Consider the following 20,679-nt stretch of genomic DNA (forward strand, 5'->3'; position numbering starts at 1 on the left):
CGATGACCGCCTCGCCCGCCGTCTCCATCAAGAACTTGCGGATCGCGTTGCCCAAGGGCGCAGAGCGCCCCTTCGCGGTCGACGGCGTCTCGCTCGATCTGCAGCCCGGCAGGATCGTCTGCGTCGTCGGCGAGTCCGGCTCCGGCAAGTCGATGTGCGCGCATGCGCTGATGGGCCTGTTGCCGGATACGGTGTCGGTCGCCTCGGGCGAGATCCAGTTCGAGGGAAGCGACCTGCTCAAGCTCGATGACGACGGCTGGCGCGATCTGCGCGGCCGGCGGCTCGCGATGATCTTCCAGGAGCCGATGACCGCGCTCAATCCGTTGATGCGGATCGGCGACCAGATGGCGGAGATGTTCGAGGCCCACGGCCTGCTCACGCCGAAGGAGCGGCGCGCCAAGGCGTTGTCGCTGGCACGCGAGGTCGGCCTGCCCGACCCCGAGCGCATCGTCCGCGCCTATCCGCACCAGCTCTCCGGCGGCCAGCGCCAGCGCGCCATGATCGCGATGGCGCTCGCGCTCGAGCCGGCGGTGCTGGTCGCCGACGAGCCGACCACCGCGCTCGACGTCACCACGCAGGCCCAGATCCTGAAGCTGATCCGCAATCTCCAGCAGAGCCGCAACATGGCGGTGATGTTCATCACCCATGATTTCGGCGTGGTTGCCGATATCGCCGACCAGGTCGTGGTGCTCCGCCATGGCAAGGTCGTCGAGGAAGGACCGGCCACAGTCGTCTTCAACGCGCCGCAGCACGACTACACCAAGGCATTGCTTGCCGCCGTGCCCTCGATGGATCCGCCGCCGCGAGAGCCACTCGACGATCGGGCCAGGGCCGTCGATGTGATCGGGCTGGACAAGACCTATGTCACGTCCGGCGGTTGGTTCCGCGAGGATCGCCGCGTCGATGCGGCGCGTGCGGTCAATTTCAACATCCTCAAGGGCGAGACGCTCGGCCTGGTCGGCGAATCCGGCTCGGGCAAATCGTCGGTGGCGCGCCTTGTGATGCGGCTGATCGAAGCCGACCGCGGCACGGTGCGGATCGGCGAGACCGACCTCACGTCTCTGTCCGGCAAGGCGCTGCGTGCCGAGCGCCATCGCATCCAGATGATCTTCCAGGATCCGTTCGCCTCGCTCAATCCGCGGCGCAAGATCGGCCACATCATCGCCGACGGCCCGATTGCAGCCGGCCTCGATCCGAAAGTTGCGTTCGACCGCGCCCGCGATCTCCTCAAGATGGTGGGCTTGGACGCCGGCGCGCTCGAACGCTATCCGCACGAATTCTCCGGCGGCCAGCGCCAGCGCATCGGCATTGCCCGTGCGCTCGCGCTCGAGCCGGAGATCATCGTCGCGGATGAGGCCGTCTCCGCGCTCGACGTCTCCGTGCAGGCGCAAGTGTTGAAGCTGCTGGAAGACCTCAAGGCGCGCCTCGGCCTGTCGATGCTGTTCATCACCCACGATCTGCGGGTCGCGGCCCAGATCTGCGACCGCATCGCGGTGATGCAGCGCGGCGCCATCGTCGAGCTGAAGCCGACTGCACAACTGTTCGCCGCGCCCGAGCATGCCTATACGCGCGAGTTGCTCGCAGCCGTGCCTGGACGGAAGGAGCACGCGCCGGCGGCCTGAGACGGCTCGTCTTCATTCATCGATCGCCGTGATGGTTCCAAAAACTTGCACGCTGAGCGGGAGAAACCTATTCGATCCAGCAGCATTTGCTTTTGTGAGACCATCCTTGCTCATGTCGGCAAGGGGTGAGTTGACGCCAATACTCGCTCGTCGCGGCTGACGCCGCACAACGAACGTGACGTGGTGGGCAGCTTCACAACCCAGAAAATGAGACACACCGGGATGCTGGGAATCGCACAGCGCGGTCACGCGCTTTTTATCCGGTCGTGACCGGGCCTGCCGCTTCAAAGCCGAAGGCGGCACCATAGATGACGATTGAAATGATCAACGTCATCTCATGACGGACTCACACTGTATTCGGAGCCAACATGGGCGAAGTTATTCGATTTGTCTCAAAATCCGAGCGCGAGCGAGCACGCCTCATCGAGGAGGCACGCGCGATCTACGACAGCATCTTCCCGCCGGCCGATCCGGCCAACGCGGGCCAGGGAAAGCCGGCGATCGGCCGCCCGTTCATCGGCCGCGACGGGGGTAACGTATCGTGATCAAGATCATCGCCGTGCTTTGCAGCCTCGCCTCTCCCTCCAATTGTCACGAACAGATCGTCACCACGTCGGACTTCGCGCAAGTCTCGGTGCAGTCGTGCCTGATGGGCGCGCCGCAGCTCGCCGAATGGATGAACCAGCATCCGGCCGAGCGCCTAGCGGCATGGCGCTGCGTGATTGGTCAACAGACCGGCCGGGGGATCTAGGCCCGGACCTCTCGCTTCGGCGCAGTAAGCCGTTCGCGATGGGTCCCGGCTCACGTTCGCGCGTCCGGGACACGCCTGCGCCTCGCTGAACGTTGGGCAGTGACGGCACTCCATCTCCGGAGTAACCTCTCGTTGCGGCCGTTCGCAGCAAGGGGGACGCCGGATGGAAGTCGCCAGTCTCGTTCTTCCGGTCTTCGCGATCATCGTCACCGGCTGGCTCGCAGGCGAGCTTGGCTATCTCTCCCGCTCGCTTGCCGATGCCCTGGTCCACTTTGCCTACAACGTGGCGATGGCCGGCGCTGTTGATCGTCACGATCGCCCAGGAGCCGGCGCGCAATCTCCTGGAATGGCGCTTTCTGCTCGCATTCGGCGGCGGCTCGCTGATCTGCTTCGCGCTCGTGTTCCTGCCGGTCCGCGCAGGCGGTACACACGATCTTGCCAGCAGCACCATCCATGGGATGGCAGCGGCGATGACCAACACCGGATTCGTCGCGCTACCGATCCTGCATGCGATCTACGGTCAACCCGCCGTGCTGCCCGCGGCAGTCGCGACGGTGTTCGTTGCCGCGGTGATGTTTCCGATCACGGTGATCCTGCTGGAAAAGCACGATGCACGCGGAGCCTCCGTGCACTCCACGGGACTGGCAAGGCAAATCCTGCTCAATCCCATGGTGCTGTCGACGCTCATCGGCCTCACCTGGGCGGTGACGGGACTGCCGATTCCGGCACCGGTCGCGGCCTACCTCAACATGATCGCTGCCGCGCTCACGCCGTGCGCGCTGTTTGCCATCGGGCTTGGCCTCTCCGTCGAAGGCCTGCGGTCCAACCTGAAAGCGTCGTTTGCACTCGCAGCGGTGAAGCTCGTGGTCATGCCGCTCATCGTCTACGGACTTTCCGTCATGATCGGCCTTACCTCTCTCTACACGGTTGCAGCCGTCATCTGCGCGGCCGTGCCGACGGCGAAAACCGTGTACGTCCTCGCGCATGAGCACAAGGTCGAGGAAAAGCTGGTTGCCGCCACGGTCTCGATCACGACGATGCTGTCGGTCGCAACATTACTGATCGCGCTTTACCTGCTCTCGGGATCGGCGAGCGGCATGCGTTGATCCGCCAGTGGCTTGCGCCTTACCCGGAGCCCTCTCTATCTCGTGGTATTGCTCCAGGTCGGAACCGAGTTGGTCACGCCGACCGAGGGCCAATTATATGATCCGACCGACGGCGCGGTGACGGTGCCGACCGTCTGTCCGGACGATCCATACGACGCCCCCGGCTGTGCGGCCGGCGCTCCGGCTCCGCTATTGGTCGGCGCCATCACGCCAGTGCTGTAATGCCGGCTCGACCGGATCTTTTTTGCTTCAGCCGCGAAAGGCGCGGCAAGAAGTCCGGTAGTGATGAGCGCGGCGATGGCAAGTCTGACTGTCTTCATGACTGATCCTTTCGCACGCTACGCACCCCGATATGCCAAGTGGTCATGCATCGGGAGATTTCCATGGGTCTGCCTTCATAACTCCGCGAGCGGACGGAGGTGCCGCAGCGCGGCGCACTCCGCCGCCTTCGGATGGACCCGGATCAGCGCTAGTGCATTGCTTTCAGTGACTTCCCTGGACGCAAGCACGACCGGCGCCGAACTGAAGCAGCTTCGCAACGACCTCTCCGATGCCCTCGAGCGCAAGCTCAGCGCGGCCGACATGGCCAAGCTTTGCGGTTTGCCGGGAACGAGCGGCGCCGACACCATCCGGCGCTGGGAGGTCAGCGGCCCGACGCCGGAGGCGACCAGGATCTTGCGCGTGCTCGCGATGGCGAGCGAGCGGTATCCGATCCTGGAGAAGTTCGACATCTTCGATCGGCACGACGTGCGTGAGGAGGACAGGCCGGCGAAGCGCGCCGCCTTTCGCGCGCAGATGCGCGATGAGGCGCTGCGGCGCCTTGGTTAACACAAGACGCGCGCAAGTTACCGACAAGGCGCGCCGTTAAGCCTTCCTTCACCGCTTCTTAAGTCGCCATTAAGCACGAAAATCATTTGCACCCCAACAAGTTACGTTGGGCCTCGCTGTGCCACGGATGTGACAGCATTTTCGTCAAAAGCGAGCTATCTGCAAAACCAATGCGGCGCAGAGAACGCGCCTGCCGGGGACCTTACGTGTTGGAGTTCAAGACCATGAAGAAGATTCTGTTTGCGACCGTGGCGCTGCTCGTGCTGGGCGCGGCTGCGCCGGCCGTCGGCGCCGATCTCGGCAACCGCAATTATTACAAGACGCCCGCGCCGGCCTACGCCGCGCCGATCTACAATTGGACGGGCTTCTATCTCGGCGCCCATGTCGGCGGTGCGTTCTCCAGCGACAACAATTTCAACGGCCTCTCCACCGGCAACAACGGCAACGGCCGCTTCCTCGGCGGCGTGCAGGTCGGTGCGGACTGGCAGTTCAACCCCAACTTCGTGGTCGGCGTCGAAGGCCAGTATTCCTGGCTCTCCGGCAGCGTCGGCGCGGTGTTCCCGGGCGGCATCGCCTACACCAACGACCAGCGCGGCCTCGGCTCGATCACCGGCCGCGTCGGCTACACCTGGGGTCCCGGCCTGGTCTACGTGAAGGGCGGCTACGCCTATTCGGACAACAACGAGAAGGTCACCGTCGGCGGCGTGCCGACCGCCTTCGTCATCACGGGCGATCACCGCAACGGCTACACCGTCGGCGCCGGCCTCGAATACATGTTCGCCCCGAACTGGTCGGCCAAGGCCGAGTACCAGTACTACAATTTCGGCGAGGCGAGCTTCACCGGCGGTCCGCTCGCGGGCACCGGCAGCTTCACCACCGACGACCATACCTTCAAGGCGGGCGTCAACTACCGCTTCAACTGGGCAAGCCCGGCTGTGGCGCGCTACTGATCGTTAGCAAGACGTTATCGCGATGAGGGGCCGGCGACGTTGCCGGCCCTTCTTTTTTCGCTCTGCGGAACGCGCGCAACCGGTTGCAGCAATTGCGATTTTTTAACCGCCCCGCCCGATACTCCCGGCCACAAAACATAAGCAAGGGCGTGGGGGAATTTCGATGGGCATCCGTTTCAGTCTCGGCCGTTTCAAGCCGCGTTTCAAAATGCCGAGATGGGGCGTGCGCGGCAGCCTGTTCGCGGCCTTCGCGGTCATCGCGGGCATGGGCCTCGTGATCGCGGCCGGCGCAGGCCTTGCGCTGCAGAATCTCGGCGGACGCATTTCTGAACTGAGCGGACGAGACATTCCGCGCCTTTCCGCCAGCCTGCAATTGTCGGCGCTGAGTGCGAGCCTCGCGGCACAGGGACCGGCCCTGCTTGCGGCGCAAAGCGAAGACGCCCTGAACGAACGCACCAAGAAGCTCAGGGAATTGCAGGAGCAGACGCAGCAGAAGCTCAACGAGATCATCGAGCTCGGCGGCGACAAGAGCGTCGTGTCCGGACTCAGCGACACGATGAAGAGCATCAACGAGGCGGCTCAGAGCCTGACCAAGGCCGCCCGCGAACGGCTCGACGTCGCGGCCCTGCACGAAAAGCAATATGACGCGCTTCGCAACGCGCAGGGCGCTTTCGTCGGGGCAGCGAGCCCGGCGATGCTGGACGCGCAGACCCGAGTCAATGCCATCCTCGGTTCCGCCGACCTGTCCGCCGCCGATGCGAACGACGCCGCGCAGACCGTCGGTCAGCTCGGCAACGTCGTCGCCAGCGGCAATCTCGCGGCCGCCAACATGAGCGCGGCGCTTTCGGCGAGCACCAGCGACAAGCTCGACGACATCCAGAAGGAATTCAAGACGGCGCAGGGCCGCCTGCGGTCGAACCTCGATCTGTTGCCGGACAACCAGGGCAACAAGATGCTGCGCGACACCGCGGAAAAGCTGCTCGCGCTCGGCACCGGCAAGACCGGCGTGTTCAATCTGCGCGAAAAGGAGCTCGATTCCATCGACTACGGCCAGACCATCCTGGACGAGACGCGCAAGCTCAATGTCGGCCTCGGCATCAGCGTGCAGCAGCTGGTCGACGGCGTGCAGAAGGAGACCAACACCTCGACCTTCCAGGCGCGGCAGGAGATTTCGCTCGCGACCTCCGTCATGCTGGCGCTGGGCGCGCTGATGCTGGTCGGCTCGGCGCTGTTCGTCTGGCTCTATGTCGGCCGCAACATCCTGCGCCGGATCGGCGCCCTGCAACAGTCGATGCAGCTGCTCGCCAACGGCGATCTCGAGACCGAGATCTACCGCTCGAAGAATCACAACGACGAAATCTCCGTCATGGCGAACACGCTGCAGGTGTTCCGGGAGAGCATGATCGAGACCCGCGCGCTGACGAGCGAGCAGGACAAGGACCGTATCGCCAAGGCCGAGCGTGCCGCGCGCATGGAAGCGAAGATCGCCCAGTTCGAAAGCACGGTGCGCTCCGCGCTCGACAATCTGGCGCAATCGGCCAATTCGATGCAGTCGACCGCGCAGAGCATGTCGAACACCGCCGACCAGTCCAACGCGCTGGTCAACGCGGTCGCCTCCGCCGCGGAAGAGACGTCGGTGAACGTGCAGACCGTGTCGGCCGGCACCGAGCAGCTGTCCTCCTCGATCCAGGAGATCAGCCGCCAGGTCGTGACTTCCGCCGGGATCGCCAAGAAGGCGGTCGACGAAGCGGGAGCGACCGACGCCACGGTGCAGAGCCTTGCCGACAGCGCAAGCCGCATCAGCGTCGTCGTCGACCTGATCCAGACCATCGCCTCGCAAACCAATCTGCTCGCACTCAATGCCACCATCGAGGCGGCGCGCGCGGGCGAGGCCGGCCGCGGCTTCGCGGTGGTCGCCTCCGAGGTGAAGAGCCTGGCGAGCCAGACCGCCAAGGCGACGGACGAGATCCGCACCCAGATCGCCAGCATGCAGGAGGTCACGACCTCCGCGGTCGGCGCCATCCAGGGCATCGGCCGGATCATCGGCGAGATCAACGACGTCACCACCACGATCGCAGCCGCGGTCGAGGAGCAGGGCGCCGCCACGCGCGAAATCGCCCGCAACATCCAGCATGCCGCCGGCGGCACCAGCGAGGTTTCCAGCAACATCGTCGGCGTCTCCACCGCGTCCGCCGAAGCCGGCGCTGCGGCCACCGAAGTGCTGGGCGCCTCGGACGCGCTGCGGCGCGAGGCCGATATGCTACGCGGGGAGATCGACGCCTTCCTCAACGACATGCGGGCCGCGTAGGCACGCGGCATTGAGGCTGCGCTCCCTCTCCCGCTTGAGGGAGAGGGTTGGGGTGAGGGTGCCTCCACAATGGGATACTCGCGGCATCCCGAGAATTATCCCCGTGGGGAGAGAGCCCCCACCCGGCGCTACGCGCCGACCTCCCCCGCAAGCGGGAGAGGTGCAGCGAGTATTGGGCACGACCGTCCCACATCACGGAAAAACACTCCTCGGTATGACCGCCATGCGGTCGTCGCCCAGCATCCTTTTTCGGCTGGCGCCCCGCGCGCGCTGGGTTTAAGCCGGTAGCATGAGCTCAAAAACCGATACCGCGCCGTCCTCGGCCGAGGCCCTGCGCTACCCCTGGGAACAGCATCCCGGCCCCGAACAGGTGGTCGAGGTCAGGCCCGGCGTGTTGTGGGCGCGGCTGAAGCTGCCGTTTCGCCTCAACCACGTGAACATCTACCTGCTCGCCGATGGCGACGGCTATGCGATGATCGATGCCGGCTTCGGCAACGAGGAGACGATCGAGGCCTGGACGAAGCTGTTCGACGGCCCGCTGAAGGGCGTCACCATCACGCGCCTGATCGTCACCCACTCGCACCCCGACCATGTCGGTCTCGCCGGATGGATCGTGGAGCGCTTCAACTGCCCGCTGGTGATGTCGCAGGTCGAATATCTGCAATCGGTCTATCACCAGAACCGCGGCACCGAGGAGCGGCGCGAGGCGCAGCGGCTGTTCTTCCGCCGCCATGGCATGGACGAGTCGCTCACGGAAAAGCTGCTCGGCCGCGGCCAGGACTATCTCAAGCGCGTCTCGGTGCTGCCGCCGTCCTACCGCCGCATCTCGCATGGCGACGACGTCGTGATTGGCACGCGCCGCTTCAAGGTCATCACCGGCGGCGGCCACGCGCTCGACCAGGTGATGCTGTATTGCGCCGACGACAAGCTGTTCCTCTCCGCCGACCAGGTGCTGAGCAAGATCTCGCCGAATGTCAGCGTCTGGGCGGTCGAGCCCGACCAGAACTCGCTCGGCGAATATCTGGCCTCGCTCGCCAGCCTCACCACGACGCTGCCCTATGACGTGCTGGTGCTGCCCGGCCACGGCGTGCCGTTCTACGGATTGAAGACCCGCATCAAGCAGCTCGCCGACCACCACGAGGAGCGCTGCCGCCTGATCGCGGAAGCCTGCCACGAGGTGCCGCAAACCTCGCGCGCCCTGGTGCCTGTCGTGTTCAACAAGCACGTGCTCGACGAGCACCAGATGGGCTTTGCCGCCGGCGAGCTCGTCGCCCACGTCAACTACATGATCGTCGAGGGCCGCCTCACGGCCGAGATGCAGGACGGCGTGCTGCAGTTTCGGACGACGTGAGTTCTTTCTTCACCTCGCCCCGCTTGCGGGGAGAGGTCGGTCGCGAAGCGACCGGGTGAGGGGGAGTCTCCGCGAGTCCAACTCTCACCGTGATTGCGGAAGCAGCCCCTCACCCCAACCCTCTCCCCGCAAGCGGGGCGAGGGAGCAGACCGCTGCCGCGTCAGAACCTCACTTCATATTCGCGATCGCGTGCAGCGCCGCGATGTAGCCGAACGGCCCGAGCCCGCAGATCACGCCGGTCGCCACGAATGAGATCTTGGAGTGCCGGTGATATTCGTCACGGGCGTGGATGTTGGAGATGTGGACCTCCAGCACCGGGCCCTCGAACGTCTTGATCGCATCCATGATCGAGACCGAGGTGAAGGACAGGCCGGCCGGATTGATGACGATGGCATCGGCGTCCTGCCGCGCCGACTGGATCAGATCGACCAGCACGCCTTCATGGTTGGACTGGTGGAAGGCAAGCTTGAGGCCGAGCTTGGCAGCCGCTTCCTCGCAGCTCGCGTTGACCTCCGCGAGCGTCGTCGTGCCGTAGATGTGCGGCTCGCGGATACCGAGCATGTTGAGGTTGGGACCGTTGAGGATCATCACGCGCTTCATGGAAGGGCCCTTTCGAAGACCTGGTTGAGCAAGGAAAGCGCGTGCCGGGCCGCGACGGAAGACGAGAGGCCGAGGGGCCGAACCCTCGCCCGGGCAGATGGTGCAGAGCAGCATTATATGTCGCGTAGGGTTGATCGGGATCAAACTGCGACGCGCCGGATAGGGCATTTTGCCCAAATGCTCCACAGATCCAAATGTGGGATAGCGCATAGACATTAGAGCTGGAAAAGCTCTAAGTAGATGCGTCCCCTTGGTCAGGTTCCGTTGCAGGTTTTGCCGATGGATTACGCCCAATTCTTCGATTCCGCCCTCGATCGCCTCCATACCGAGCGGCGTTATCGCGTGTTCGCCGACCTCGAACGCACGGCCGGCCGGTTCCCGCACGCGGTCTGGCACTCGCCCAAGGGCAAGCGCGACGTCGTGATCTGGTGCTCCAACGATTATCTCGGCATGGGCCAGCACCCGAAGGTGGTCGGCGCCATGGTCGAGACCGCCACGCGCGTGGGCACCGGCGCCGGCGGCACCCGCAACATCGCCGGCACGCATCATCCGCTGGTGCAGCTCGAAGCCGAGCTCGCCGATCTCCACGGCAAGGAAGCCGCGCTGCTGTTCACCTCGGGCTATGTCTCGAACCAGACCGGCATCCCGACCATCGCAAAGCTCATTCCGAACTGCCTCATCCTGTCGGACGAGCTCAACCACAATTCGATGATCGAGGGCATCCGCCAGTCCGGCTGCGAGCGGATCGTGTTCCGCCACAACGACGTTGCGCATCTCGAAGAGCTGTTGAAAGCGGCCGGTCCCGATCGGCCGAAGCTGATCGTCTGCGAGAGCCTCTATTCCATGGACGGCGATGTCGCGCCGCTCGCCAGGATCTGCGATCTCGCCGAGAAGTATGGCGCGATGACCTATGTCGACGAAGTCCACGCCGTCGGCATGTACGGCCCGCGCGGCGGCGGCATCGCCGAGCGCGACGGCGTGATGCATCGCATCGACATTCTCGAGGGCACGCTGGCCAAGGCGTTCGGCTGTCTCGGCGGCTACATCGCCGCCAACGGCCAGATCATCGACGCCGTGCGCTCCTATGCGCCGGGCTTCATCTTCACCACCGCGCTGCCGCCGGCAGTCTGCTCGGCCGCGACCGCCGCGATCAAGCACCTGAAGACGTCGAGCTGGGAGCGCGAGCGTCACCAGGACCGCGCCGCCCGCGTCAAGGCGATCCTCAATGCCGCCGGCCTGCCGGTGATGTCGAGCGACACCCACATCGTACCGCTGTTCGTCGGCGATCCCGAGAAGTGCAAGCAGGCCTCCGACCTGCTGCTGGAAGAGCACGGGATCTACATCCAGCCGATCAACTATCCGACCGTCGCCAAGGGCACCGAGCGCCTGCGCATCACGCCCTCGCCCTATCATGACGACGGCCTGATCGATCAGCTTGCCGAAGCGCTGTTGCAAGTGTGGGACCGCCTCGGCCTGCCGCTGCGCGCCAAGTCGCTGGCAGCGGAATAGGGTCCTCCCTTACCCTCCCCTGGAGGGCAGGCCTATCGCATATGACTTCTCGCGGCGGCCGGTGCGCACGCCTCGTCCTTCGAGACGGCGCTGGCGCCCTCCTCAGGATGAGGCTCATCAGCGTCAGTGCCTCTTGAACCGTAGCCACGCACTCCGTCCTCATCCTGAGGAGCCCGCCTCAAGCGGGCGTCTCGAAGGATGGCCGCGGGAAGGGCTCTCAAATGCGATAGCCCTCCCCCTCCAGGGGAGGGTAAGAGCGGGCAGCTCATCCTACGGCTTAACGACGCCCGCAGTTCCCGCGCGCGCCGGGCATTTCGCTGTCGCTTGCGTCCGCTCAACGCGCTAGATTTACGGGGAAAATGAGCTCGCGCGCCGCCGGCGCCCAGGGAGAAAGCCCCCCGACCCATGCTGCACGATTGGGGCGTGATCGCCGCCGCCTTCGGCTATATCGGCTTCCTGTTCCTGGTGGCGAGCCATGGCGACCGCCGTTCGCCGGCGGGGCGCGGCCGCGCCTCCGGGCTGATCTACCCGCTGTCGCTGGCGATCTACTGCACGTCCTGGACCTTCTTCGGCTCGGTCGGCTTCGCCACCCGCACCTCGACCGACTTCCTCGCGATCTATGTCGGTCCGATCCTGATGATCGGGCTAGGGGCCGGCGTGCTCCGCCGCGTGATCCAGCTCGCCAAGGCCCACAACATCACCTCGATCGCCGACTTCATCGGTGCCCGCTACGGCAAGAGCCAGGCGGTGGCGGCGACCGTCGCCGCAATCGCGATCATCGGCTCGGTGCCCTATATCGCGCTTCAGCTCAAGGCGGTGGCCTCCTCGCTGGGCACGATCCTGAGCGAAGACCAGGCTTTCTCGCACATCCCGATCCTCGGCGACATGGCGCTGATGGTGACGCTGGCGATGGCGGCCTTCGCGGTGCTGTTCGGCACGCGGCAGACCGACGCGACCGAGCACCAGCACGGCCTGATGCTGGCGGTGGCGACCGAATCCATCGTCAAGCTGGTCGCCTTTCTCGCCGCCGGCATTTTCGTCACCTTCTGGATGTTCTCGCCGCATGAACTGATCGAGCGTGCGATGAGGACGCCGGAAGCGGTGCGCGCCATCAACTATTCCCCGTCGATCGGCAACTTCCTGACCATGACGTTGCTGTCGTTGTGCGCGATCATGCTGCTGCCGCGCCAGTTTCACGTCAGCGTGGTGGAGAATTCCAGCGATGCCGAGGTCGGCCGCGCGCGCTGGCTGTTCCCGCTCTACCTCGTTGCCATCAACCTGTTCGTGATCCCGATCGCGCTCGCCGGCCTCGTGACCTTCCCGTTCGGCGCGGCCGACCCTGACATGTACGTGCTTGCCCTGCCGATCGAGGGCGACGCGGACCTGCTCAGCGTCGCCGTCTTCGTCGGCGGACTGTCGGCGGCGACCGCCATGGTGATCGTCGAATGCGTTGCGCTCTCCATCATGGTTTCCAACGACCTCGTGGTGCCCCTGGTGCTGAAACGTCGGCCGGAGGGGCGCGCCGGCGGAGCCGATTTCAGCAACTTCCTGCTGCGCTCGCGCCGGCTCGCGATCTTCGCCATCATGGTGATGGCCTATTTCTACTATCGCGCGCTCGGCAACACCCAGCTCGCGGCGATCGGCCTGCTCTCCTTTGCCGCCATTGCCCAGCTTGCCCCGAGCTTCTTCGGCGGGCTGCTCTGGCGGCGCGCGACCGCGCGCGGGGCGATCGGCGGCATGCTGGTCGGCTTTGCGGTGTGGCTCTACACGCTGTTCATGCCGAGCTTCATGGATTCCTCGACATCAGGCATCCTGCTGCTGCAGCACGGCCCGTTCGGGATCGAGGCGCTGCGGCCGCAGGCACTGTTCGGCGCCGACCTGCCGCCCCTCATGCACGGCGTGATCTGGTCGCTGTCGCTCAACATCCTGACCTATGTGCTGCTGTCGCTGGCGCGCCGGCCGTCCTCCATCGAGCTGCTGCAGGCCGATCTGTTCGTGCCCAACACGCTCGCACCGATCTCGCCGAGCTTCCGGCGCTGGCGCACCACGGTCACCGTGCAGGACATCCAGACCACGGTGGCGCAATATCTCGGGCCCGACCGCGCGCGGCAATCCTTCGAGGCCTTCTCGGCCCGGCGCAACGTGCGGCTGGAGCCCGGTGCGCCCGCCGATTTCGAGCTGCTGCAACACGCCGAGCACCTGATTGCCTCCTCGATCGGCGCGGCCTCCTCCCGCCTCGTGATGTCGCTGCTGTTGCGCAAGCGAACGGTCTCCGCCAAGGCCGCACTGAAGCTGCTCGACGATTCCCACGCGGCGCTGCATTTCAACCGCGAGATCCTGCAGACCGCGCTCAACCATGTGCGCCAGGGCATCGCGGTGTTCGACGCCGATCTGCAACTGATCTGCTCCAACCGGCAGTTCGGCGATCTCCTCAATGTGCCACTGCATCTGATCCAGTTCGGCACGCCCTTGCACGAGATCCTGGAGTTCATCGGCCTCGGCGATCCGAACGATCCGCTCGAGCGCGAGGCCCTGCTGAAGCGGCGCCTTGCCGCCTACACCACCGACAGCGAGCCTTATCTCGAGCGCCTGCCGGAGCGCCACATGGTGATCGAAGTGCTCACCAACCGCATGCCCGGCGGCGGCTTCGTCATCACCTTCACCGACGTCACGCCCACCTTCGAAGCCGCGGAAGCGCTGGAGCGCGCCAATGCGACGCTGGAAAAGCGCGTGCGCGACCGCACCGAAGAGCTGACGCGGCTGAACTCCGAGCTGGCCCTCGCCAAGAGCGCGGCGGAGGACGCCAGCATCTCCAAGACGCGTTTCCTCGCCGCCGCCAGCCACGACATCCTGCAGCCGCTGAACGCGGCGCGGCTCTACGTCACGAGCCTCGTCGAACGCCAGCACAATGGCGAAGAGACGCGGCTGGTCGAGAACATCGACGAATCGCTGCAGGCGATCGAGGAAATCCTCGGCGCGCTGCTCGACATCTCCAGGCTCGATGCCGGCGCGATGACGACCTCGATCTCGAGCTTCAAGATGGCCGATCTGATGCGCTCGCTGGAAATCGAGTTCGCGCCGATCGCGCGCGCCAAGGGCCTGGAACTCGCCTTCGTGCCCTGCTCGCTGCCGGTGCAGTCGGACCGCCTGCTGCTGCGGCGGCTGCTGCAGAACCTGATCTCGAACGCGATCAAATACACCCCGCGCGGCCGCGTGCTGGTCGGCTGCCGCCGCCGCGGCGCCTCGCTCAAGATCTGCGTCTACGACACCGGCGTCGGCATCCCCCCGGTCAAGCGCGGCGAGATTTTCAAGGAATTCCATCGCCTGGAGCAGGGCGCGCGGATCGCGCGCGGTCTCGGCCTCGGGCTCTCGATCGTGGAACGGTTGGCACGCGTGCTCAATCACGGCATCGCCATCGAGGCCAATGCCGGCGGCGGCTCGGTGTTCTCCGTGACGGTGCCGACGGCGAAGGCGGTGACCCACACCGCGGCCGTGACCAGCGCGACGCCGCTGGCGCGCACGCCGATCTCGGGCGCGCTGATCGTCTGCATCGAGAACGATGCGGCGATCCTCGACGGCATGCGCACGCTGCTCAAGGCCTGGGACGCCGAGGTGATCGCGGTCGCCGATCCCGAAGGGGCGATCGCCGCCATCGAAACCGCCGGACGGCGCGTCACCGGCCTCCTGGTCGACTATCACCTCGATCGCGGCAACGGCATCGCCGCCATCCGCGAGATCCGCCGCCGCTTCGGCGACGGCATCCCCGGGATCCTGATCACCGCCGATCGCAGCCCCGCCGTGCAGGTCGCCGCGCGCGACGAGAAGATCGCGGTGCTCAACAAGCCGGTGAAGCCGGCTTCGCTGCGTGCTCTCCTTGGGCAGTGGCGCACGCAGCAGATGGTGGCGGCGGAGTGAGACGCACTGCTCTCTCGAGATCGTCATTGCGAGCGCAGCGAAGCAATCCAGAATCCCTCCGCGGAGACAGTCTGGATTGCTTCGCTGCGCTCGCAATGACGGAGCAACCGTTGTCGTCCTCAAACCAGCATCTCGACTCGCAGACATGGCTTCGCCTTCTCGCGGCGCGTTTCGCCCAGTTTTGCGCTTCTCGTCGCGCCCTCCTGGAGAAAGGGCGCAGGGAAGGCCGGGTGCTGGCTGGCACCCGCGGTCCGCTGCGCGAAATGCACACGCAGGAAGAACCGCACAGCAGCATACAGGTGAAGCCGAACACACGGCCTTCCTGCGCGATGGTCGGACGGCTTATGCCGTGCTCTTGTGTCTGCAAATTATGCCAAAAAACGCGAACGGGCGGTTCTGACCAACCGCCCGTCGCTGGATCTGAGCCCGACCGTGCTCAAAGGCCTTGAGAGCCTGTCCGGGAGCGTGGGACAGATCCGGTGTCTTCCTCAACCCGAACAGTTGCATGGGCTTCGAGCCCGAACCGAGCAAGGAAGAGAGTGGATGATGGCACAAGACGGTGGCGGCGGAACGATTTGCGCGGCCAAGCTGCGCTCAGGGCGCAAGCCGCGTGAAGACGTAGTCGCGGCTCCTCGCGCGGGCTTCGTGACAGCCCCAGCACGTGCGGTGCTGGGCCTCGTCGACCGGTTTGCCGTCGATGAAGCGGCCAAAGCCCCAGCCGCCCGTTGCGGCATATTTCTTGGAATCCTTGACCATCACCTGGACCGTTGTGGCGGCCCCGGGAATGGTCGCGGACGCAAACTCCGGCGACTGTTTGCGCTTCCAGGCGCGCTTGACCAGGATGGTGCCGTCCGGGAATGGGAGTTTGCCGGCTTGATAGGCGTTGATGGCGGTCTGGTTGCCCACAACAGCGCGAAGCTCGTCGAGCGGCGCCGCCTCCTCGGCCGGCGCGACCAGCTCCCACTGCTTGTATCCGCGCGGAATGGTGACGCCGAAGATCGGCGAGGCGTCCGCGGTATTTTGCGGAGGCCCCTCGGCAAGAGCGATCGAGACCAGATACGGCACGCAAGTCAGGAGAACGACCAGGAGGAGCACGGCCAGCGTGATCGCCGTGACGTAGGAGCGCTCTTTCTTTTCAGCTTCGATAGATGGCATGAGGTTTCTTCTAGTTGGATCGCGGCACTTCCCGGTCCAGCCAAGCTGGACCGAGGCATTGCATGAACGATCAGGCGCCGTCGGCGTCGATGACGGCTTTGGCGAAGGCTTGTGGCGCTTCTTGCGGCAGATTGTGGCCGACGCCGCCGGTGATCAGGCGAAACTCGTATCGGCCTGAGAACTTCTTGGCATAGGCGCTGGGGTCGGGATGGGGCGCGCCGTTGGCATCGCCCTCCATCGTGATCGTCGGCACCTCGATCTGCGGAGCTGCGGCCAGCTTCTTTTCGAGATGCTCGTATTTCGCCTCGCCCTGGGCGAGCCCGAGCCGCCAGCGGTAATTGTGGATGGTGATCGCGACATGATCCCCGTTGTCGAACGCCGCCGCGCTCCTGTTGAAGGTGGCGTCGTCGAACTTCCACTGCGGCGAGGCCAGCTTCCAGATCAGCTTGGCGAAATCGTGCGTGTACTTCTCGTATCCGGCGCGGCCGCGCTCGGTCGCGAAGTAGAACTGGTACCACCATTGCAGCTCCGCCTGCGGCGGCAACGGCGCGCTGCGGGCAGCCTGGCTGGAGATCAGATAGCCGCTGACCGATACCAGCGCGCGGCAACGGTCCGGCCACAGCGCGGCGATAATGTCGGCGGTGCGCGCACCCCAGTCGAAGCCGGCGACCACGGCCTTCTTGATCTCGAGCTTGTCCATCAGCGCGATGATGTCCACGGCCATGGCCGCAGGCTCGCCGTTGCGCGGCGTTTCGCTGGAGAGGAAGTGCGTCGCGCCGTAGCCACGCAAGTATGGGATGATCACGCGATAGCCGGCCTTGGCCAGGAGCGGCGCGACGTCGATGAAGGCGTGAATGTCGTAGGGCCAGCCGTGCAGCAGGATCGCCACCGGACCGTTCGAGGGCCCCACCTCGGCATAGCCGACGTTGAGAACGCCGGCATCGATCTGCTTGATCGCGCCGAAGGACGCATCCGATGCAGAGGATCGCTGCGGTTCCGTCTCGGCACGAGCGAACGCGACCATGCCGAGACCGACGGCGGCGGCTCCCGTGGCAATGCCGAGAAACTGGCGGCGGTGCTGATCGATGATCTGCTTCATGATGGTGTGACCTCGTCGTGGTTGATGATGGTGCGTCAGATCAGCGCGATCGTGACGTCGATGTTGCCGCGGACGGCCTTGGAGTAGGGGCAGGTTTGATGCGCTTCATCGATGATGCCGCGTGCGATCTCGGGGTCGAGCCCCGGCAGGCTGACATTGAGGCGCGCCCTCAGCGAGTAGGCGCCCTCGTCGAGCACGAGATCGATCTCCGCATCGATCGCGCTTTTCCTGGGAAGCATCACCTTCCGCTTGCGCGCGACGAGTTCCATCGCGCCTTCGAAGCAGGCCGACCAGCCGGCCGCAAACAACTGCTCGGGATTGGTGCCGATGCCGGCCCCGCCCGGCGGCGACAGCTTGACGTCGAGGCGACCGTCGGAACTGCGCGACATGCCGTCGTGGCGGCCGCCGTTGGTGTGCGTCCGGGCCGTGTAGAGCAGTTTTGCCGTTTCTGTCATGGAGAGCTCCTTGCCGTCGCGCACCTGACTAGCAGCGACGTGCTCCGGAAACCCGTTTGGACTTGTGAGAAATTGTGAGGCCGGCGCAGAAGCTGTTGCGAGGCCTGCAAACGTGGTCTGATGCCGATGCAACGCAGGCCTTGCCGGATGGCTGCCCTCTGGCTATCCGGTTCGCAAATGAGCAAGATTTCGCGATGACCACGCCGGCCGGGCCAAGGCTCTCGTTCGGACCATTCACCGTAGCGCCACATGAAAGGCTCGTGACGCGCGACGGTGTCGCGGTGCCGCTGGGCGCGAAGGCCTTCGACGCGCTGATCGCGCTGATGTCGCGGCCGAACGAGGTCGTCAGCAAATGGGATCTGATGGCGCTGGTGTGGCCCGGCATCACCGTCGAAGAGGCCAATCTGCGCTTTCACATCGCCGCTCTGCGCAAGGCGCTGGGGGACGGCAAGGACGGCGCGCGATACATCGCCACGCTTTCCGGGCGCGGCTATTGCTTCGTGGCGCCGATCTCCCAGACGGAGCTTCCGGAAGCGCGGCGCTCGCCCCCGTCCATGGAATTGCCGCCGGTCAAGCTGCCGAACCGGCTGCAGCGGATGGTCGGACGCGACCAGGCGGTCGCCGCCATCTCCGACAAGCTTCTCACCTCCCGCTTCGTCGCGATCGTCGGTCCGGGCGGCGTTGGCAAGACTGCCGTCGCGGTCGCGATCGCCCACGACCTGCTCGCGGCGTTCTCCGACGCCGCGCATTTCGTCGACCTTGCCGCGCTCAGCGATCCCGATCTCGTGATCACCTCGATCCTGCTGATGCTCGGCTTGCCGGCCGAGACCGACGATCCCCTGCCCGCGCTGCTCGCGCATCTCCGGGACAAGCGGATGCTGCTCATCCTCGACAATTGCGAGCATGTCATCGCCGCGGCGGCACCGCTGGCTTCGGCGATCTTCCACGCTGCGCCGGATGTCCACATTCTCGCCACCAGCCGCGAAGCCCTGCGCGTCGAGGGCGAGCAGGTCTATCGATTGGCGCCGCTCGCCGTTCCGCCTGACAGTGCCGGGCTGACCGCGGCGGCTGCGCAGACCTATTCCGCACTTCAGCTCTTCCTCGAACGTGCTACGGCCGGCGGCGCGCAGATCACGCTGGACGATACCAACGCCGCGACTATCGCGAGGATTTGCCGCAATCTCGATGGCATGGCCCTGGCGATCGAGCTCGCCGCCGGCCGCGTCGAAGCTTACGGCCTGCAGCAGACGGCCGCGCTGCTCGACGAGCGTCTCAATCTGCTCTGGCAGGGCCAGCGCACCGCGCCGCCGCGGCAGAAGACGTTGCGGGCGACGCTGGACTGGAGCTATGGGCTGCTGTCCGACATCGAGCGCCTCGTGCTGCGGAGGCTGGCGGTCTTCGTGGGTCACTTCACCATCGACGCGGCCCTCGAGGTCGTCCCGGATGAACGTGCCGACCGCTCCCGCTTGTTCGATGCCATCGACAGTCTCGTCGCCAAATCGATGGTCGCGCCGCGGCCGATCGGCGCCATGATGCGCTACCGTCTGCTCGATACCACCCGCGCCTATCTGCTCGAGATCGAGCCGAACGACGCCGCGCTCGCCGCCCGCCACGCGACCTACTACCGGCGATGGCTGGAGCAGGCCGGCAGCACATGGGCGGCAACACCGAACGCCGACGAACGGGCGATCCACTTCTCCGCGCTCCACAACGTGCGTGCCGCGCTGGACTGGTGTTTTGGCGCGGGCGGCGACGCCAATGCCGGCATTGCGCTCGCCGCCGCGGCAGCGCCGATCTTCCTCGCGATGTCGCTCTTGATCGAATGCCGGCGCTGGTCGGAACGGGCACTGCTTGCGATGACCCCGTCCGCGCGCGGCAGCGCCGCTGAAATGCACATCCAGGCCGCCCTCGGACTGACCCTGATGTTCACGCGCGGCGGCAGCGAGGCGGCGCGCGTGGCCTTGAGCCGGAGCCTTGCGATCGCCGAGGCGCGCGGCGACGCGCCGAACCAGCTCCAACTGCTCGGCCGCATGCATATCTTTCACGAACGGATGGGGCAGTTCGACGCCGCGCTTGGCTATGCGCGGCAGAGCCTTGCGGTCGCGCAGCCGCTCGGCGATCCCGGCTCGATCGTCCTCGCCCATTCGCTGCTCGGGGTCTCGCTTCATCTGGCCGGCGAGCACCGCGACGCGCTGAGGATGCTTGAGGTCGCATGGCAAGGGCCGGGCGCGGAACGAATCAGCACCATCCATGGCTTCGACCATCGCAACCGGGCCGGCATCACGCTGGCGCGCGAACTCTGGTTGCAGGGCCGGCCCGCGGACGCGCGGCAGCTGGCGCAACAGACGGTGACTGAAGCCGCGCAGATGGAGCATCCGATCACGCTCTGCATCGCGCTGATCTGGGCGGTCTCGATGTCGCTCTGGGACGGTGATCTCGACGGCGCGGAACAGCGCATCGACCAGTTCATCGCGCATGCCGAATCTCGATCGATGGGTCCCTATCTCGTGGTGGGCCGCGGCGTGAAAGGCGAACTGGCGATCCTTCGGGGAGACGCCGCGTACGGCGTCGCGACGATCAAGGCTTGCCTATGCGAGCTCCACGAGGCCGGCTACGAATTGCTCACCACCACCTTCAACATCGCGCTGGTTCAAGGCTTGCTGGCGCTTGGACAGATCGAGCAGAGCGCGCGCCTGATCGCCGATGCGATCCGCCTCGTCGATCAGAGCGGCGATCATCTCTACATGCCTGAATTGCTGCGGATGAAGGCCAAGGTCCTGTTGCACCTGCCAGAGCCGAGAGCCGAGCAACCAGAGGCCTACTTGATGCAATCCCTGGATCTGAGTCGCCGCCAAGGCGCCACAGCGTGGGAGCTGCGCGCCGCGATCGATCTCGCCGGGCTGTTTGCCGAACGCGGGCAGCGCGACGAGGCGAAGCGATGGCTCCAATCGGCGCTCGAGGGCTTTGCCGAGGGCTCCGAGACGGCGGATATCAGAGCGGCCAACCTGCTTCTGACCACGCTGTAGCGG

The 20,679-nt window shown here is 65.6% G+C and carries 16 protein-coding genes; 11 read left to right on the forward strand and 5 right to left on the reverse strand.

Annotated elements, in window-relative coordinates; all coding sequences use genetic code 11:
* Nucleotides 1–2: 2 nt before the first annotated feature.
* From AB7M16_RS15850 to AB7M16_RS15865, 4 genes are all read left to right on the forward strand, one after another.
* Nucleotides 3–1,622 carry an ABC transporter ATP-binding protein gene (locus AB7M16_RS15850; protein WP_453944435.1) on the forward strand — a complete coding sequence of 540 codons (1,620 nt, stop codon included), beginning with the start codon at nucleotides 3–5 and terminating at the stop codon, nucleotides 1,620–1,622.
* A gap of 368 nt (nucleotides 1,623–1,990) precedes the next feature.
* Entirely contained in the window at nucleotides 1,991–2,167 is a 177-nt protein-coding gene (locus AB7M16_RS15855) for a hypothetical protein (RefSeq protein WP_453944436.1), read from the forward strand.
* On the forward strand, nucleotides 2,164–2,373 hold the full coding sequence (locus tag AB7M16_RS15860; protein ID WP_080133401.1) for a hypothetical protein: 210 nt from the start codon (nucleotides 2,164–2,166) through the stop codon (nucleotides 2,371–2,373). The genes AB7M16_RS15855 and AB7M16_RS15860 overlap by 4 nt, the downstream gene beginning before the upstream one ends.
* A 302-nt stretch (nucleotides 2,374–2,675) precedes the next feature.
* A complete protein-coding gene (locus tag AB7M16_RS15865) occupies nucleotides 2,676–3,479 on the forward strand; it encodes an AEC family transporter (protein WP_453944437.1) in 804 nt (267 codons plus the stop codon).
* Nucleotides 3,480–3,514: 35 nt separating this feature from the next.
* Here AB7M16_RS15865 and AB7M16_RS15870 read toward each other — a convergent pair whose 3' ends face one another.
* Nucleotides 3,515–3,799: a hypothetical protein gene (locus tag AB7M16_RS15870; protein ID WP_453944438.1), complete on the reverse strand. Its 285-nt coding sequence runs from the start codon at nucleotides 3,797–3,799 to the stop codon at nucleotides 3,515–3,517.
* Nucleotides 3,800–3,974: 175 nt separating this feature from the next.
* Between AB7M16_RS15870 and AB7M16_RS15875 the strand changes: the two genes are divergently transcribed.
* From AB7M16_RS15875 to AB7M16_RS15890, 4 genes are all read left to right on the forward strand, one after another.
* Nucleotides 3,975–4,307, forward strand: a complete 333-nt coding sequence (locus tag AB7M16_RS15875; RefSeq protein ID WP_453947195.1) for a hypothetical protein — start codon at nucleotides 3,975–3,977, stop codon at nucleotides 4,305–4,307.
* A gap of 224 nt (nucleotides 4,308–4,531) precedes the next feature.
* Complete coding sequence (locus tag AB7M16_RS15880) at nucleotides 4,532–5,257, forward strand: outer membrane beta-barrel protein (RefSeq protein WP_439401677.1); 726 nt, start codon at nucleotides 4,532–4,534, stop codon at nucleotides 5,255–5,257.
* Between the two features lie 163 nt (nucleotides 5,258–5,420).
* Nucleotides 5,421–7,565, forward strand: coding sequence for a methyl-accepting chemotaxis protein (locus tag AB7M16_RS15885; RefSeq protein ID WP_453944439.1), 2,145 nt, complete (start codon nucleotides 5,421–5,423; stop codon nucleotides 7,563–7,565).
* 289 nt (nucleotides 7,566–7,854) lie between these two features.
* Complete coding sequence (locus AB7M16_RS15890; RefSeq protein WP_453944440.1) at nucleotides 7,855–8,916, forward strand: MBL fold metallo-hydrolase; 1,062 nt, start codon at nucleotides 7,855–7,857, stop codon at nucleotides 8,914–8,916.
* Between the two features lie 169 nt (nucleotides 8,917–9,085).
* Here the strand turns inward: AB7M16_RS15890 and aroQ are convergent, their stop codons facing one another.
* Entirely contained in the window at nucleotides 9,086–9,517 is a 432-nt protein-coding gene (gene aroQ, locus AB7M16_RS15895) for a type II 3-dehydroquinate dehydratase (protein ID WP_011084019.1), read from the reverse strand.
* A 279-nt stretch (nucleotides 9,518–9,796) separates the two neighbouring features.
* Here aroQ and hemA point away from each other — a divergent pair, with 279 nt between their 5' ends.
* Together hemA and AB7M16_RS15905 are read left to right on the forward strand one after the other, a co-directional pair.
* A complete protein-coding gene (gene hemA / locus AB7M16_RS15900; RefSeq protein ID WP_212256174.1) occupies nucleotides 9,797–11,026 on the forward strand; it encodes a 5-aminolevulinate synthase in 1,230 nt (409 codons plus the stop codon).
* 405 nt (nucleotides 11,027–11,431) lie between these two features.
* A complete protein-coding gene (locus tag AB7M16_RS15905) occupies nucleotides 11,432–14,941 on the forward strand; it encodes a PAS domain-containing hybrid sensor histidine kinase/response regulator (RefSeq protein WP_453944441.1) in 3,510 nt (1,169 codons plus the stop codon).
* A 594-nt stretch (nucleotides 14,942–15,535) separates the two neighbouring features.
* Here AB7M16_RS15905 and AB7M16_RS15910 read toward each other — a convergent pair.
* The 3 genes from AB7M16_RS15910 to AB7M16_RS15920 all read right to left on the reverse strand — a co-directional run bounded on the left by AB7M16_RS15910 (nucleotide 15,536) and on the right by AB7M16_RS15920 (nucleotide 17,650).
* Nucleotides 15,536–16,096, reverse strand: coding sequence for a cytochrome P460 family protein (locus tag AB7M16_RS15910; protein WP_453944442.1), 561 nt, complete (start codon nucleotides 16,094–16,096; stop codon nucleotides 15,536–15,538).
* Between the two features lie 70 nt (nucleotides 16,097–16,166).
* Nucleotides 16,167–17,195: an alpha/beta fold hydrolase gene (locus AB7M16_RS15915; protein WP_453944443.1), complete on the reverse strand. Its 1,029-nt coding sequence runs from the start codon at nucleotides 17,193–17,195 to the stop codon at nucleotides 16,167–16,169.
* Nucleotides 17,196–17,230: 35 nt separating this feature from the next.
* The gene (locus AB7M16_RS15920) at nucleotides 17,231–17,650 is read right to left on the reverse strand and encodes an organic hydroperoxide resistance protein (protein ID WP_453944444.1); all 420 of its coding nucleotides are present in this window, start codon (nucleotides 17,648–17,650) and stop codon (nucleotides 17,231–17,233) included.
* Between the two features lie 194 nt (nucleotides 17,651–17,844).
* Between AB7M16_RS15920 and AB7M16_RS15925 the strand changes: the two genes are divergently transcribed.
* On the forward strand, nucleotides 17,845–20,676 hold the full coding sequence (locus AB7M16_RS15925) for an ATP-binding protein (RefSeq protein ID WP_453944445.1): 2,832 nt from the start codon (nucleotides 17,845–17,847) through the stop codon (nucleotides 20,674–20,676).
* Nucleotides 20,677–20,679: the final 3 nt, after the last annotated feature.

Source organism: Bradyrhizobium sp. USDA 372 (assembly GCF_053629095.1).